Raw genomic sequence first — 15,991 nt, 5'->3', positions numbered from 1 at the left:
GCTCCGGCCCCCGCTGCCGCGGCTCCGGCTCCGGCTCCCGCCGCGCCGAAGGCCGCCGCCGCCGAGCTGTCGCCCGCCGCCCAGCGCGTCGCCACCGAGAACAAGGTCGACACCTCCGCCATCGCCGGCACCGGCCGCGACGGCCGCATCATCAAGGAAGACGTGGTCAACGCCGGTGCGCGTCCCGCCGCGGCTGCGGCCGCCGCGCCGGCAGCGAAGCCCACGCCGGGCGCGCGTCCGGAAGAGCGCGTGCCGATGACCCGCATGCGCGCCAAGATCGCCGAGCGCCTGATGCAGTCGAAGAACTCGATCGCCATGCTCACCTCGTTCAACGAAGTGAACCTGGCCGCGGTCAGCAAGATGCGCAAGGAACTCGGCGAGCAGTTCCAGAAGGAACACGGCGTCAAGCTCGGCTTCATGAGCTTCTTCGTCAAGGCCACGGTCGAGGCGCTGAAGCGCCATCCCATCGTCAACGCCTCGGTGGACGGCAACGACGTCGTCTACCACGGCTACCAGGACGTCTCCATCGCGGTGTCCACCGACAAGGGCCTGGTCACCCCGGTGCTGCGCAACGCCGAGAACATGGGCTTCGCCGACATCGAGAAGGCGATCGGCGAGTACGCGAAGAAGGCGCGCGACGGCAAGCTCACGCTGGAAGACCTGCAGGGCGGCACGTTCACCATCACCAACGGCGGCACCTTCGGTTCGCTGCTCTCCACGCCCATCGTCAACCCGCCGCAGAGCGCCATCCTCGGCATGCACACGATCAAGGAGCGCGCCGTCGTCGAGAACGGCCAGGTGATCGCCGCGCCGATGATGTACATCGCGATCAGCTACGACCACCGCATCATCGACGGCAAGGACGCGGTGCTGTTCCTGGTCGACATCAAGAACCAGCTGGAAAATCCGCAGCGCATGCTGCTGGGCCTGTAAGGCCGGCGACATGCCGGGATTCGGGAGACGGGATTCGGCAAAGCGGCGCCTTGCGCCCTTGCGAATCCTTGCCCCCTCCCGGATTCCAGCGAAGTTCGGGCTCGCCAGGACATGTCTTGGCGAATCCCGAATCCCCAATCCCGAATCCCGCAGTGAGCGACTGAAATGAGCGAACAATTCGACGTCATCGTCATCGGCGCCGGCCCGGCCGGCTATGTGGCCGCGATCCGCGCCGCGCAGCTGGGCCTGAAGACCGCGTGCGTGGATGCCTTCACCGGCAAGGACGGCAAGCAGGCGCTGGGCGGCACCTGCCTCAACGTGGGCTGCATCCCGTCCAAGGCGCTGCTGGATTCCTCGCGCCAGTACTGGAACATCGCGCACAACCTGCCGGTGCACGGCATCAGCGTGAAGGACGCCAAGGTCGACATGGGCACCTTCATCGGCCGCAAGGACAAGATCGTCAAGCAGTTCACCGGCGGCATCGCCCAGCTGTTCAAGGCGAACAAGGTCACGCCGTACTTCGGCACCGGCAAGCTGCTGAAGGGCAACCAGGTCGAGATCGCCGCGCAGGACGGCAGCAAGCAGACGATCAGCGCCACCAACGTGATCCTCGCCTCGGGCTCGGTGCCGATCGAGCTGCCGTTCGCCAAGTTCGACGGCAAGAACATCGTCGACAACGCCGGCGCGCTGGACTTCGCCGAAGTGCCGAAGCGCCTGGGCGTGATCGGCGCCGGCGTGATCGGCCTGGAACTCGGCAGCGTGTGGCGCCGCATGGGCTCCGAAGTCACCATCATCGAGGCGCTGCCCGATTTCCTCTCGGTGGCCGACGCGGACATCGCCAAGCTCGCCGCGAAGGAATTCGCCAAGCAGGGCCTGGACATCAAGCTCGATGCCAAGCTCAACAAGGCCGAGGTGAAGAAGGACGGCGTGCACCTCACCTACACCGACAAGAGCGGCGAGCAGCAACTGGTGGTCGACAAGCTGCTGGTGGCCGTGGGCCGCCGCGCCTACAGCGCCGGCCTGCTGGCCGACGACACCGGCGTGAAGCTGGACGAGCGCGGCCGCATCGTGGTGGACGAGCACTGCCACACCGGCGTGGACGGCGTGTGGGCGATCGGCGACGCGGTGCGCGGCCCGATGCTGGCGCACAAGGGTTCCGAGGAAGGCGTGGCGGTGGCCGAGTGGATCGCCGGCAAGGCCGGCCACGCCAACTACGACACCGTGCCCTTCGTGATCTACACCGAGCCGGAAGTGGCCTGGGCCGGCAAGACCGAGAAGCAGCTCAAGGACGAAGGCGTGCCGTACAAGGTCGGCACCTTCCCGTTCGCCGCTATCGGCCGCGCCGTGGCGATGAACGAAGCCGTGGGCCAGGTGAAGATGCTCGCCCACGCCGACACCGACCGCATCCTCGGCGTGCACATGGTTGGCCCGGGCGTGTCCGAGCTGATCGCCGAGTGCGTGGTGGCGATGGAGTTCAAGGGCTCCTCCGAAGACCTCGCCCGCATCGTCCACGCCCACCCGACGCTGTCGGAAGCCGTGCACGAGGCGGCGCTGTCGGTGGACAAGCGCGCCATCCACAAGGGCAACTGAGCGCAGGACGCGCTCATCCCGGGCGATGATCGACCCGGGATCCAACGGCCCGCTCGTGGTGACATGGGCGGGCCGCGCCATTTGAACCATCCGGAATCTCCCCCCGCCGTCATTCCGGCGAAAGCCGGGACCCAGTCCAGGCTCCCGTCCGCAGGACGCAAGATCATTCGCGCGCCACGCACGATCTGTTGAAACCGAATTCCGGTACATGCCGGAACGACCAGCGAAAAGCGAGCCCCTCCACATGCCACAGCCCACCTCCCTCTGCGTCTACTGCGGCTCCAGCACCGGCCGGCATCCCGAATACGCCGAACAGGCGCGCGCGTTCGGCGCCGAGATGGCCCGGCGCGGCATCGCGCTGGTCTACGGCGGCGGCAACGTGGGCCTGATGGGCGTGGTCGCCGACGCGGTGCTGGCCGGCGGCGGCAAGGCCGTGGGCGTGATCCCGCGCCAGCTGGTGGAACGCGAGGTGGCGCACAAGGGGCTCACCGATCTGGTGGTGGTGGACACCATGCACCAGCGCAAGACGCGCATGTACGAGCTGTCCGACGCGTTCGTCGCCCTGCCCGGCGGCTTCGGCACCATGGACGAGATGTTCGAGATGCTGACCTGGGCCCAGCTCGGCCTGCACCGCTACCCCTGCGCCTTCCTCGACGTGCGCGGCTACTACCGCGACCTGCGCACGCTGATGGACCACATGGTGGACGAGGCGTTCGTGCAGGCCGGCCAGCGCGACAGCCTGTGGTTCGGCGACTCCATCCCCGCGCTGTTCGACTGGATGGCGCATTACGATGGCGGCAACGCCGCCCGCGTGATCGGCCCGTCCAGCATCAAGGCCTGACCGGAGACAGCCATGAGCAACTTCCGCGCGTTCCGCATCCACAACGACGACGCGGGTTATCGCGCCGGCATCGAGCAGATCGGCGCCGACGCGCTGACGCCCGGCGAAGTGCTGGTCAAGGTCGCCTACTCCTCGGTCAACTACAAGGACGCGCTGGCCGGTACCGGCAAGGGCAGGATCCTGCGCCAGTACCCGCTCAACGGCGGCATCGACCTGGCCGGGCACGTGGCCGCCTCCACCGACCCCGCGTTCAGGGAAGGCGATGCGGTGCTGTGCACCGGCAGCGGCCTGTCCGAAACCCGCGATGGCGGCTACTCGGAGTACGCCCGGCTGGATGCGCGCTGGACCATCCCGCTGCCGCAGGGCCTGTCGCTGCGCGAGAGCATGATCCTCGGCACCGCCGGCTTCACCGCCGCGCTGGCGCTGGTGCACATGCTCGACAACGGCCAGACGCCCGCGCTGGGTCCGATCGCCGTCACCGGCGCCAGCGGCGGCGTGGGCCAGCTCGCCATCGACATCTTCAGCCGCGCCGGCTACGCGGTGCACGCGATCAGCGGCAAGGCCGCGCATTTCGATTTCCTGCGTTCGCTGGGCGCGGCCGAATGCATCGACCGCCACGCGCTCGCGTTCAGCGGCAAGCCGATGGATTCGGTCCGCTTCGGCGGCGCGCTGGACAACGTGGGCGGCGCGATGCTGGCCGGCCTGCTGCCGCTGATCGCACCCTACGGCAACGTGGCGATCTGCGGCAACGCAGGCGGCATCGCCTTCGACAGCACGGTGATGCCGTTCATCATCCGCGGCGTGAACCTGCTGGGCGTGGCCTCGGCCGGCACCGCCCGCCCGGTGCGCGAACGCGTATGGCAGCACCTGGCCGGCGACTGGAAGCCGCGGCACCTGGAACGCATTGCCACCCGCGAGGCGACGCTGGACGACCTTCCGGACGTGTTCGCCCGCATGCTGGCCGGGGATTCCTTCGGCCGAACCGTGGTGCGCGTCGCCCAGGACTGAGCCGACGCGGCTTGGAAGCACCGCGGCAGAGGCTTAGAATCCACCAAAACAACCAGGGGACACCCACACTTATGGCACGCATCCTTATCGTCGACGACTCGCCCTCGCAACTGCTGGGGCTGAAACGCATCGTCGAGAAGCTGGGGCACGAGGCCCTCACCGCCGAGGATGGCGCGGCCGGCGTCGAGGTCGCCAAGCGCGAGATCCCCGACCTGATCCTGATGGACGTGGTGATGCCCAACCTCAACGGCTTCCAGGCCACCCGCACGATCAGCAAGGACGCCACCACCTCGCACATCCCGGTGGTGCTGGTGACCACCAAGGACCAGGAAACCGACAAGGTGTGGGGCATGCGCCAGGGCGCGCGCGCCTACGTCACCAAGCCGATCCGGGAAGATGAACTGGTGGCCACGCTGAAGGACCTGCTGCCGGCCTGACCGCCAGCCTCCACGGCAACGAGGAACGGCGCCCATGGGCGCCGTTCTCGTCTGCGGACACGGCCGCCCATCGATGCTTCCTGCGCCTGCCCCGGACCCTCAACCGGAGGCCGGGGGCGTTACCGGCGCGGATCGTAATCCGCGAACTCCGCGCGCAGCGCCTCGTAGGCGGCACGCTGTTCGTCGCTCGCCGCCGCGGGCACGCGTATCGACAGCTCCACCAGCTGGTCGCCCGGATGCGCACCCGGCATGCCGCGCCCCTTCAGGCGCAGCTTGCGTCCCGACTGCGAGCCGGCCGGAATGCGCAGTTCCACCGTGCCGGCCAGGGTCGGCACGGGCAGCGTGGCGCCCAGCGCGGCTTCCCACGGGCTGACCGGCAGCACGTGCAGCACGTTGTGGCCGTCCAGCTTGAAGCGCGCGTCGTCGCGTATGCCCACTTCCAGCAGCAGGTCGCCCTTGGGCGCGCCGGGGCTGCCGGGATGGCCCTGCCCCGCCAGCCGGATCACCTGCCCCGGCTGGATGCCGGCGGGAATCTTCACTTCCAGCACGCGCTCCTCGCCGCGCCCGTCGTGCAAGGCCAGCCGGGTGCGGCCGCCGTCGAACGCGGTCTGCAGGTCCACCTCCACCCGCGCCTGCACGTCCTGCCCGCGCCGTGCGCGCGGCTGGCCGCGCTGGCCGTGCGCAGCCGCGCCGCGGCCGAACAGGCTCTCGAAGAAGTCGCTGAAATCGCTGTCGTCGCCGCCGAAATCGCGGGACTGGCCCTGCCCCTGCCCCCAGCCCGGCGGCGGCCGGAACTGCTCGCCGCCGCGGTAGCCGCCCGCGCGCAACTGGTCGTAGGCGCGGCGCTTCTCGGCATCCAGCAGCACTTCCTGCGCCTCGTTCGCGGCCTTGAATTTCTCCTCGGCGCCGGCTTCCTTGTTCTTGTCCGGGTGGTACTTGCGCGCCAGCTTGCGGTAGGCGGTCTTGATCTCCGCCTCGCTGGCCTCGGGCTTCACGCCCAGGATCTCGTAATAATCTTTGAATTCCACCGCCACTCCCTCTGGTCGCCTCGACGCCAAGCGGCCTGCGACGGATCATCGTCCGTCGCAGGCCGCTACCGCAAGCCGCTGGAGGATCAGTGCGCCGTATCGATCACGATGCGCCGGGGCGCGCTCTCGGCCTTCTTCGGCACCACGATCTCCAGCACGCCGTGCCGGTTGCTCGCGGTGATGTGCTCGGCATCGACGCTGTCGGGCAGCACGAAGCGGCGGTGGAACGGGCCGTGCGCACGTTCCTGGCGGGAGAAACGAGCGGATGCGTCGGCAGCCTCGGCTGCCCGATCGCCGCTGATCGACAGCACGTTCCGGTCCATGTTCACTTCGATCGCCGCGGGATCGACGCCGGGAACATCGGCGCGGATCACGAAGCGCTCGCCTTCCTCGCGGATGTCCACGCGCGGCGCCCATGCCGAAGCATCGGCCGTGGCGCCTTCGCCGGACTCCACAGGACGGCCGAACGCATGCCGCCACACCTGCGCGTCGCGCGGCAGGCCCCACATCACATGATGATTCATGCTCATCTGGAAACTCCTCAAGATGGATTGCGGCACGCCGCCGCCTGAGTGCAGAGATAGGTGCGCCGTTCGGCGATTCAAGGCGACAACGGCAGCCGGCAGCGGCTAGCATCCGCGGGTTGCCATTCCTTCAGGGAAACCGCCATGAGCATCCGGATCGGCCAGTCGCTGCCCGACGTCGAGATCAAGGTCGTCGTGGACGGCCGCATCGAGGCTGCCCGTACCGGCGCGCTGTTCGCCGGCCGCAAGGCCGTGCTGTTCGCGGTGCCCGGCGCCTTCACCCCGACCTGTTCGGAAAAGCACCTGCCCGGTTACGTGCGGCAGCACGAAGCGTTCCGCGCGCGCGGCGTCGCGGTGTACTGCCTCGCCGTGAACGACGCCTACGTGATGCAGGCCTGGGCCGCCGCCCAGCAGGTGCCGTCCGGCCTGCTGCTGCTGGCCGACGGCAGCGCCGGCTTCACCCGCGCGCTGGGCCTGGAACTGGACGGCGACGCCTATGGCATGGGCCTGCGCGCGCGCCGCTTCGCGCTGTACGCGGACGACGGCGTGGTGCGCCAGCTGCACGTGGAAGCGCCGGGCGAGTTTCGCGTCTCCAGCGCGGAGGCGATGCTGGCTGTGCTGGGCGACTGAGCGCAGGCCTGGAGCCGGTCGCCGCATGTTCCGGATGCGAAAAGCCCCGGCCTGACCGGGGCTTTTCGCGATGCAAACGACGTGAAGACCGGAAATCAGGCTTCGTCCGCGCCCGTTTCCGCCGTGCTGTCGCCGTCGGGCGGCAGGCCGTCGGCAGGCGCTGCGCCTTCCTCGCCGTTGTCCTCCTCGGCTTCCAGCCGCACCACGCTGACCAGCGACTCATCGACCGGCAGGCGGATCAGGGTGACGCCCTGGGTATTGCGGCTGAGCTGTGAGACTTCCGCCACGCGTGTGCGCACCAGGGTGCCCTGGTTGGAGATCAGCATCAGCTCGTGCGCCTCGGTGACCTGCACCGCGGCGACCAGCCCGCCGTTGCGTTCGGAACACTGGATGCCGATCACGCCCTGGGTGCCGCGCCCCTTCTTCGGGAACTCGTCCAGCGCGGTGCGCTTGCCGTAGCCGCGTGCGGTGGCGGTGAGGATGTCGCCCTCGGCCGCCACGATCAGCGAGACCACTTCCTCGCCCTCGGCCAGGCGCATGCCGCGCACGCCGGTGGCGGTGCGGCCCATGGAGCGCACGGTGTTCTCGTCGAAGCGCACCGTCTTGCCGTTGGAGGCGAACAGCAGCACGTCGCTGTTGCCGTCGGTGAGTTCCACGTTGACGAGGGCGTCGCCCTCGTCCAGCTTGATCGCCAGCTTGCCCTTCTGCAGCTGGAACGCGAACTCGGTGAGCGGCGTCTTCTTCACCGTGCCGCACTTCGTGGCGAAGAACACGTAGCGGTCCTCGCCGTACTCGCGCACCGGCAGCACCGCCTGCACCTTCTCGCCCGCGGCCAGCGGCAGCAGGTTGATGATCGGCTTGCCGCGCGCGCCGGGGCCCGCTTCCGGCATCTGGTAGACCTTGAGCCAGTACACGCGGCCGGTGCTGGTGAAGGTGAGCAGGGTGTCGTGGGTGTTCACCACCCACAGCTGCTCGACCACGTCCTCGTCCTTCAGCGCGGAGGCCGAGCGGCCCTTGCCGCCGCGGCGTTGCGCGCGGTACGCGCTGGCCGGCTGGCGCTTGATGTAGCCGGTGTGCGACAGCGTCACCACCATGTCTTCCGGCGCGATCAGGTCGAGCACGTCGAGATCTTCCTGCGAATGCTGGATCTCGGTGCGGCGCGCGTCGCCGAATTCGTTCTTGACGGATTCCAGCTCCTCGCGGATCACCGCGAGCAGGCGTTCCGGGTTTTCCAGGATCTCGATCAGGCCGCGGATCGTTTCCAGGATCTCGCGGTATTCGTCGGACAGCTTCTCCTGCTCCAGACCGGTGAGGCGGTGCAGGCGCATGGCGAGGATTTCCTGCGCCTGCACCTCGGAGAGCTGGTAGCCCTCGGCCTTGAGACCGTCGCGCGGGTCCATGTCCTCCGGCCGCGACGCCTCGGCGCCGGCGGCGCCGAGCAGCGCGCCGACCATGCCCGGCTGCCACTTGCGCGCCAGCATGCGTTCGCGCGCTTCCTGCGGCGAGGCGGAGGTCTTGATCAGCTCGATCATCTCGTCGATGTTGGCGAGCGCGACGGTGAGGCCTTCCAGGATGTGCGCGCGGGCGCGCGCCTTGCGCAGTTCGAAGATGGTGCGGCGGGTCACCACCTCGCGGCGGTGGCGGATGAAGGCCTCGAGGATGTCCTTGAGGTTCAGCAGCCGCGGCTGTCCGTCCAGCAGCGCCACCATGTTGATGCCGAACGTCACCTGCAGCTGGGTCTGCTGGAACAGGTTGTTGAGCACCACGTCGGCCATCGCGTCCTTGCGGATCTCGATGACGATGCGCATGCCGTCCTTGTCGGACTCGTCGCGCAGCTCGCTGATGCCTTCGAGCTTCTTTTCCTTGACCAGCTCGGCGATCTTCTCGATCAGCCGCGCCTTGTTCACCTGGTACGGCAGCTCGTGGACGAGGATGGTCTCGCGGCCGTTGCTTTCCGTCTCGATCTCGGTCTTGGCGCGCACCAGGATGCGGCCGCGGCCGGTGCGGTAGGCCTCGACGATGCCGGACGAGCCGTTGATGATGCCGGCGGTGGGGAAATCCGGGCCGGGGATGTAGTGCATCAGGTCGGCGATCGACAACGTCGGCTCGTCGATCAGCGCGATGGTGGCGGCGACGACCTCGTTGAGGTTGTGCGGCGGCACGTTGGTGGCCATGCCCACCGCGATGCCGGCCGAACCGTTCACCAGCAGGTTCGGCACGCGGGTGGGCAGCACCAGCGGCTCGTGCTCGCTCTCGTCGTAGTTCGGGCCGAAGTCGACGGTTTCCTTGTCGATGTCGGCGAGCAGCTCGTGCGTGAGGCGCGCCATGCGCACCTCGGTGTAACGCATCGCCGCCGCGTTGTCGCCGTCGACCGAGCCGAAGTTGCCCTGGCCGTCGACCAGCATGTAGCGCAGCGAGAACGGCTGCGCCATGCGCACGATCGCGTCGTAGACGGACGCATCGCCGTGCGGGTGGTACTTACCGATCACGTCGCCGACCACGCGGGCCGACTTCTTGTAAGGCTTGTTCCAGGCGTTGCCCAGCTCGTTCATCGCGAACAGCACGCGGCGGTGCACCGGCTTCAGGCCATCGCGCACGTCCGGCAGCGCGCGGCCCACGATCACGCTCATCGCGTAGTCGAGATAGCTCTGGCGCATCTCGTCTTCAATGTTGACGCGAATGATTTCTTTGGCGAGTTCTGCCATCAATGGGCTTCCCTGGTGAACGAGGAGGAACAGCGTCGCGCCAGGGCTGCCGGCGCCTGAAAATCAACCCATCAAGTGTAACACGAACGACCCATTCGCGTCCTGCGAAAGGTCAAATTTAAACCTTGTATTTCAATATTTTGCACAGGAATCGCGCAACCGCGGCAGGCGACTGCGGGAGCCGCCTGCAGCAGCGTGCGGAAGAGCCGATTCTCAGGCGCCGAACAGCGCCTTCATCGCGGTCGTGTCCGGCCGCTCGATCACGCCACGCTCGGTGACGATGGCGTCGATCAGGCTGGCCGGCGTGACGTCGAACACCGGGTTCCAGGCCTGGGCGCCCTCGACCACCACGCGTCGGCCGCCAATGCTCAAAAGCTCGGCGGAATCGCGCAATTCGATCTCGATCGCATCGCCCGAGGCGGTGGCCATGTCCACCGTGGAGGATGGCGCCGCCACCATGAACTTCACGCTGTGATGCTTCGCGGCGATGGCGAGCTGGTAGGTGCCGATCTTGTTCGCGGTGTCGCCGTTCGCGGCGATGCGGTCGGCGCCCACGATCACCCACTGCACCGCACCCGACTTCATCAGGTGCGCCGCCGCCGAGTCGGCGATCAGCTGCGCGGGAATGCCGTCGCGCACCAGTTCATACATGGTGAGCCGGGCGCCCTGCTGCCAAGGCCGCGTCTCGCCCGCGAACACGCGTTCGATGCGCCCCTGCGCCACGCCGGCGCGGATCACGCCCAGCGCGGTGCCGAAGCCGGCGGTGGCCAGCGAGCCGGTGTTGCAATGGGTGAGCACGCCGGAGCCCGGCGCGATCAGTGCGGCGCCCAGCTCGCCCATGTGGCGGTTCGCGGCGAGGTCCTCGTCCTGGATCGCCTGCGCCTCGCGCTCCAGCGCCTGCGCATCCGCGCCTGCAGCGATGCGCGCCTTCATGCGGTCCAGCGCCCACATCAGGTTCACCGCGGTGGGCCGCGCCGCGCGCAATGTCGCCAGCGCATCATCCAGCGCGATGCCCTGCTGCGCGGCCAGCACCACGCCCCAGGCAGCGGCGATGCCGATGGCCGGCGCGCCGCGCACGGCGAGGTCCCTGATCGCCTGCGTCACCGCGGCGGCGCTGCGGCAATCGATCCAGCGCTCCTCCTGCGGCAGCAGGCGCTGGTCGAGCAAGCGGAGGTGGTCGCCGCGCCATTGCACGGCGCGGACGCGGTCGTAACGGTCGTAATCCATCGGAATGTTCGTGTCGTGAAACGGAAGAGACTCAGGGCGATTCCGGCATCACCAGCCACAGGACCAGGTAGATCAGGATGCCCGAGCCGCCCAGCAGGGTGAGGACGATCCACAGCAGCCGCACCATGGTCGGATCCCAGCCCAGATACTCGGCGATGCCGCCGCAGACGCCGGCGAGCATGCGATTCTGGCGGGAACGGCAAAGACGTTTTTCCATGCTGGCATCCCGTGGTGAAGGTTCAGTCGCGCGCGCGCAGCCACTGGTGGATCGCCGGCGGCACTTCGCGTTGCGCACGGCTGGAGACGTAGATGCCGATGTGGCCGCCCTTGAACGCGAGTTCGGTGTAGTCGGTGGTTCCCACCCTGCGGCCCAGGGCACGCGATGCGTCGGGCGGCACCAGATGGTCCTGCTGGGCGTAGATGTTGAGCACCGGCTGGCTGAGCATGCCCAGATCGACCTCGCGGCCACCGATGACCAGGCCGCCCTTCACCAGCTTGTTGCCCTGGTAGAAGTCCTTGATGAACTGGCGGAACGCCTCGCCGGCCTGGTCGGGCGAATCGAAGATCCAGCGCTCCATGCGCAGGAAATTCTCCAGTTCCACCGGCTGGTCGAGGATGTCGACCAGGCCCAGGTACTTCTGCTGGTTCAGCCGCACCGGCTTCAGCGTGAGGTAGACCCAGTTCATCAGCATCGCCGGCACGTTGCCCAGCGTGTCCACGAACAGGTCCACGTCCATCAGGCGGCACCAGTGCGAGAGCATGTTGTCCGGCGTCTGGAAGTCCACCGGCGTGACCATGGTGATGAGGTTCTTCACCTTGTCCGGATGCATCGCGCCGTAGCACAGCGAGAACGCGCCGCCCTGGCAGATGCCGAGCAGGTTGATCGCGTCCAGCCCGTGGCGCTCGCGCACCGCGTCCACGCAGCGGTCGAGGTAGCCGTTGAGGTAGTCGTCCAGGGTCAGCCAGCGGTCGGCGCCGTCGGGGTAGCCCCAGTCGATGAGGTAGACATCCTCGCCCTGCGCCAGCAGGTTGCGCACCATCGAGCGGTCCGGCTGCAGGTCGGTCATCCACACCGTGTTGACCAGCGCGTAGACGATCAGCGTGGGCGTCCGCGCGGTGGGCGCGCGGTCGCCCTGCATGTGCCACAGCTTCAGCTTGTCCTCGGCGTACACCAGTTCACGGGGCGTGTTCGCGTAGCCGGGTTCGCTCATGCGGCGCAACTGGCCCATGCCGGCGCTGAGCTTGCGCTGGAACGTGGCGATCTCCTGCATCAGCCGGGCGGGATCGAGGTGGAGTGGGATATCCATGGGGCACTCCTTGGATCAGCGCTTGCGCGAACGGGTGACGGGCAGCGCCGGCTTGCTTCGCGCCGGTGCCTTCTTCGTGCTGGCCGAGCTGCGCTTGGCCGCGGGTTTCGGCTTCGCGGCCGGCCGCGGAGCGGGCTTGGCCACCGGCTTCGGTCTGGTCGCGGCCGCGGCCACCGGCTTGGCGCCCAGTGCGGCCAGCTCGCGCTTCAACGCCGCCACTTCGCGGCGCAGCGCGAGAATCTCCTCGCCGGCGTCGCCGGCCGCCTGCTTGCGCAGGTCGCGGCGCAGCTGCTGCAGGCGCTCGCCCAGCGACGAGACTTCCTCGCGGGTGGGCAGGCCCAGCTCGCGATACAGCTGCCCGGTCAGGCGCTGCTGCATCTGGCGCACGCGCATCTGGGTGTTGACCATCTCGCCGTAGGCGGTGCGGAATTCGTCGGACAGCGCCACCTCGGCGTACGCCTCTTCGGCGACGTCCACCCACAGGTCGTACAGCGCCTTCAGCGACTCCAGCGGCGGGCTGGACGGGTCGGGCTGGGTCAGCTTCGCCTGCAGGCGTTCCAGCCCCTGCGTGTTCGCCCGCTGGATCAGCGCCTGGTAGCGGCCGCTGGCCTCCAGCGCCGCCTGGATCGCGGCCGCGAGCTCCTGCTGCTGCATCGCCTGTTCGCGATTGAGGCCGAACGACGGTATCGGGCCGCCCGTCGCGCCCGGCATGGCGAAGCCGCTGGTCTGCACCGATTGCAGCCAGGCCTGCCACTGCTGGACGAAGCCCCGCGCGGCAGCGTTATCGATGCCGTTGAAGGCCTGGGTGAACGGCTGGTTCGCGGAACCGGCCCAGGTGCGCAGCAGGCTCTGCCAGTCCGTGCCGGGCTGGCTGGCGCTGGCGCCGGCCACGCCCTGCATCCAGTCGAAGCAGCCCTTGAGCCCGGCCAGCGTGCGCTCCAGCGTGTCGCTGCCGAAAGCGGACGCCGGCGATGCGGCCGCCGGTGGCTGCACCTGGCGCATCCACGCATCCCAGGACTGCTGGGCCAGTACCTGCCAATCCTTGATGAAATCGCCTGCCTGTCCGTTCATTGCGCATCCTCGTTCGACGGCCCCTGCATCCTAGCAAAAGCGTGTTGCAAGAAACGCCGAAAATCGTCGCGCCCGTTTGCGACCGCAGGAATCGAACGACCTTCGCCGGTTCCATGCTCCGGAAACGAACGAGGCCCGGCATGGCCGGGCCTCGTTCGCGTTGCGTGAAGGATACGTCAGCGGCCGATCAGCCCTCGCCTTCAGCCACCGCCTTCATGGACAGGCGGATGCGGCCCTGCTTGTCCACTTCCAGCACCTTGACCTTGACGATATCGCCTTCCTTGAGCTTGTCGGAGACCTTCTCGACGCGCTCGTTGGAGATCTGCGACACGTGCACCAGGCCGTCCTTGCCCGGCATGATGGTGACGAACGCGCCGAAGTCCATCAGCTTGGCGACCTTGCCCTCGTAGATGCGGCCCGGCTCGACGTCGGAGACGATCTGCTCGATGCGCTTCTTCGCCGCCTCGCCCGCGTCGCGGTTGACCGAGGCGATGATCACGGTGCCGTCGTCGTTGATGTCGATGGTGGCGCCGGTCTCCTCGGTGATCGAGCGGATGGTGGCGCCGCCCTTGCCGATGACCTCGCGGATCTTGTCCGGGTGGATCTTGATGGTGATCAGGCGCGGCGCGTACTCGCTCATCTCGGTGCGCGCGGTGCTGAGCGCCTTGGCCATCTCGCCGAGGATGTGCAGGCGGCCGCGCTTGGCCTGGGCCAGCGCCACCTTCATGATCTCCTCGGTGATGCCGTCGATCTTGATGTCCATCTGCAGGGCGCTGATGCCTTCGGAGGAACCGGCCACCTTGAAGTCCATGTCGCCGAGGTGGTCCTCGTCGCCCAGGATGTCGGACAGCACGACGAAGTCGTCGCCTTCCTTCACCAGGCCCATCGCGATGCCGGCCACCGGCGCCTTCAGCGGCACGCCGGCATCCATCATCGCCAGCGAGGAACCGCACACCGAAGCCATCGACGAGGAGCCGTTGGACTCGGTGATTTCCGAGACCACGCGCAGCACGTAGGGGAATTCCTCGATGGCGGGCTTCACCGCCTGCACGCCGCGCTTGGCGAGGCGGCCGTGGCCGATCTCGCGACGCTTCGGCGCGCCGAAGCGGCCGGCCTCGCCCACCGAGAACGGCGGGAAGTTGTAGTGGAACAGGAACGGATCCTTCGACTCGCCGGCCGGCGCGTCGATGATCTGCGCGTCGCGCGTGGTGCCCAGCGTGACGACGACCAGCGCCTGCGTCTCGCCGCGGGTGAACAGCGCCGAGCCGTGGGTGCGCGGCAGCACGCCCACGCGGGCGGTGATGGCGCGCACGTCGTCGAGCTGGCGGCCGTCGATGCGCACCTTGGTCTTCAGCACGCTGTCGCGCAGCGTGTGGTACTCGAGTTCGGCGAATTCCTTCGCGAGCTCGGCCTTGTCCCAGCCCTTGGCCTCGGCGTCGGACTTCAGCGACTCCAGCACGTCGGCCTTGATCGCGGCGATCGCGTCGCGGCGCTGCAGCTTGTCGCGCACCTTGAAGGCGCCCTCCAGCTTGTCGCCGACCGCGCCCTTGACCGCGGCGACCAGCGACTCGTTGCGCGCCGGCGGCTGCCAGTCCAGCGACGGACGGCTGGCCTCGGTGGCCAGCTCGGCGATCGCGCGGATCGCGACCTGCATCTGCTGGTGGCCGAACACCACGGCGCCCAGCATCACGTCCTCGGACAGCAGCTCGGCCTCGGATTCCACCATCAGCACCGCGCCGGCGGTACCGGCGACGACCAGGTCCAGCTTGGAGCCGGCCAGTTCGGTGGTGGTGGGGTTGAGCACGTACTGGCCATTGACGTAGCCGACGCGGGCGGCGCCGATCGGACCCTTGAACGGGATGCCGGCGAGGCTGAGCGCGGCGGAGGCGCCGATCAGCGCCGGAATGTCGCCGTCGATCTCCGGATTGAGCGAGACGACCTGGGCGATCACCTGGACTTCGTTCTTGAAGTCTTCCGGGAACAGCGGGCGCACCGGACGATCGATCAGGCGCGAGGTCAGCGTCTCCTTCTCGGTCGGACGGCCTTCGCGCTTGAAGAAACCGCCCGGGATGCGGCCGGCGGAGTAGAACTTCTCGACGTAGTCCACGGTGAGCGGGAAGAAGTCCTGACCTTCCTTCGCCTTGGCCGCGGCCACGGCGGTGACCAGCACCACGGTGCCGCCCATGCTGACCATGACCGCACCGGATGCCTGGCGGGCGATTTCGCCCGTCTCCAGCGTGACTTCATGATTACCGTACTGGAATGACTTGGTTACTTTCGCCATGTTGATTTCCCGATTTTTGAGAGTGCGGCCGTGGATGGCCGCTTCCTGATCTTCGCGTTCATGGGAGAACGCGCGAATCGAGGGGAGCGGCCACGGATGGCCTTCCCTCGATCGTCGCGTTCAGGACATACGCAGAAATCAACGACGGAGGCCGAGACGCTCGATCAGGCTCTGGTAGCGGGCCAGGTCGCGGTCCTTGAGGTAGGCGAGCAGGCTCTTGCGGCGGTTCACCAGCTTCAGCAGGCCGCGGCGGGAATGATGGTCCTGCTTGTGCGACTTGAAGTGATCGGTGAGGTGATCGATGCGGGCGGACAGCAGCGCCACCTGCACTTCGGTGGAACCGGTGTCGTTCGGCACGCGGCCGAAATCGGTGATGATCTTGCCGGTCTGTTCTGCGGTAAGAGAC

15 protein-coding genes are annotated in these 15,991 nt (G+C 68.1%); 6 read left to right on the top strand and 9 right to left on the bottom strand.

What is annotated here, in order from left to right; all coding sequences use genetic code 11:
- The 5 genes from odhB to pilH all read left to right on the top strand — a co-directional run.
- On the top strand, positions 1-933 hold a 933-nt coding region (gene odhB, locus PCA_RS09715; RefSeq protein ID WP_181302415.1), incomplete at its 5' end, for a 2-oxoglutarate dehydrogenase complex dihydrolipoyllysine-residue succinyltransferase.
- Between the two features lie 165 nt (positions 934-1,098).
- A complete protein-coding gene (gene lpdA / locus PCA_RS09710; RefSeq protein WP_181302414.1) occupies positions 1,099-2,523 on the top strand; it encodes a dihydrolipoyl dehydrogenase in 1,425 nt (474 codons plus the stop codon).
- Between the two features lie 244 nt (positions 2,524-2,767).
- The gene (locus tag PCA_RS09705; protein ID WP_181302413.1) at positions 2,768-3,364 is read left to right on the top strand and encodes a TIGR00730 family Rossman fold protein; all 597 of its coding nucleotides are present in this window, start codon (positions 2,768-2,770) and stop codon (positions 3,362-3,364) included.
- Between the two features lie 12 nt (positions 3,365-3,376).
- Positions 3,377-4,372, top strand: coding sequence for an oxidoreductase (locus tag PCA_RS09700; RefSeq protein ID WP_181302412.1), 996 nt, complete (start codon positions 3,377-3,379; stop codon positions 4,370-4,372).
- 71 nt (positions 4,373-4,443) lie between these two features.
- Complete coding sequence (pilH, locus tag PCA_RS09695; protein WP_181302411.1) at positions 4,444-4,809, top strand: twitching motility response regulator PilH; 366 nt, start codon at positions 4,444-4,446, stop codon at positions 4,807-4,809.
- A 119-nt stretch (positions 4,810-4,928) separates the two neighbouring features.
- Here the strand turns inward: pilH and PCA_RS09690 are convergent, their stop codons facing one another.
- Both PCA_RS09690 and PCA_RS09685 read right to left on the bottom strand, forming a co-directional pair.
- Positions 4,929-5,837 (bottom strand): J domain-containing protein, encoded by a 909-nt coding sequence (locus PCA_RS09690; RefSeq protein WP_181302410.1) that lies wholly within the window; start codon positions 5,835-5,837, stop codon positions 4,929-4,931.
- An 86-nt stretch (positions 5,838-5,923) separates the two neighbouring features.
- On the bottom strand, positions 5,924-6,367 hold the full coding sequence (locus tag PCA_RS09685) for an Hsp20/alpha crystallin family protein (protein WP_181302409.1): 444 nt from the start codon (positions 6,365-6,367) through the stop codon (positions 5,924-5,926).
- Positions 6,368-6,505: 138 nt separating this feature from the next.
- On the opposite strand from PCA_RS09685, the gene PCA_RS09680 reads away from it, so the two are divergent.
- Positions 6,506-6,991, top strand: coding sequence for a peroxiredoxin (locus PCA_RS09680; RefSeq protein ID WP_181302408.1), 486 nt, complete (start codon positions 6,506-6,508; stop codon positions 6,989-6,991).
- 95 nt (positions 6,992-7,086) lie between these two features.
- On the opposite strand, the gene gyrA is transcribed toward PCA_RS09680, so the two are convergent.
- The 7 genes from gyrA to rpsO form a co-directional block, all read right to left on the bottom strand.
- Positions 7,087-9,696, bottom strand: a complete 2,610-nt coding sequence (gene gyrA, locus PCA_RS09675) for a DNA gyrase subunit A (protein WP_181302407.1) — start codon at positions 9,694-9,696, stop codon at positions 7,087-7,089.
- A 213-nt stretch (positions 9,697-9,909) separates the two neighbouring features.
- Positions 9,910-10,923, bottom strand: a complete 1,014-nt coding sequence (gene mtnA / locus PCA_RS09670; protein WP_181302406.1) for an S-methyl-5-thioribose-1-phosphate isomerase — start codon at positions 10,921-10,923, stop codon at positions 9,910-9,912.
- A 31-nt stretch (positions 10,924-10,954) separates the two neighbouring features.
- A complete protein-coding gene (locus PCA_RS09665; RefSeq protein ID WP_181302405.1) occupies positions 10,955-11,140 on the bottom strand; it encodes a PspC domain-containing protein in 186 nt (61 codons plus the stop codon).
- Between the two features lie 22 nt (positions 11,141-11,162).
- Positions 11,163-12,230 carry a class III poly(R)-hydroxyalkanoic acid synthase subunit PhaC gene (phaC, locus tag PCA_RS09660; RefSeq protein ID WP_181302404.1) on the bottom strand — a complete coding sequence of 356 codons (1,068 nt, stop codon included), beginning with the start codon at positions 12,228-12,230 and terminating at the stop codon, positions 11,163-11,165.
- Between the two features lie 15 nt (positions 12,231-12,245).
- Positions 12,246-13,301, bottom strand: a complete 1,056-nt coding sequence (locus tag PCA_RS09655; protein WP_181302403.1) for a poly(R)-hydroxyalkanoic acid synthase subunit PhaE — start codon at positions 13,299-13,301, stop codon at positions 12,246-12,248.
- 187 nt (positions 13,302-13,488) lie between these two features.
- Positions 13,489-15,585 carry a polyribonucleotide nucleotidyltransferase gene (pnp, locus tag PCA_RS09650; protein ID WP_181302402.1) on the bottom strand — a complete coding sequence of 699 codons (2,097 nt, stop codon included), beginning with the start codon at positions 15,583-15,585 and terminating at the stop codon, positions 13,489-13,491.
- A gap of 138 nt (positions 15,586-15,723) precedes the next feature.
- Positions 15,724-15,963: a 30S ribosomal protein S15 gene (gene rpsO / locus PCA_RS09645; RefSeq protein ID WP_181302416.1), complete on the bottom strand. Its 240-nt coding sequence runs from the start codon at positions 15,961-15,963 to the stop codon at positions 15,724-15,726.
- Between the last annotated feature and the right edge of the window lie 28 nt (positions 15,964-15,991).

Origin of the sequence: Rhodanobacter sp. PCA2 (assembly GCF_013620825.1) — a bacterium.
In the GTDB taxonomy this organism is placed as follows: Bacteria; Pseudomonadota; Gammaproteobacteria; order Xanthomonadales; family Rhodanobacteraceae; genus Rhodanobacter_A.
Note: the sequence above shows the minus strand (reverse complement) of the source record. Positions and strands in the feature narration are given on the sequence as shown.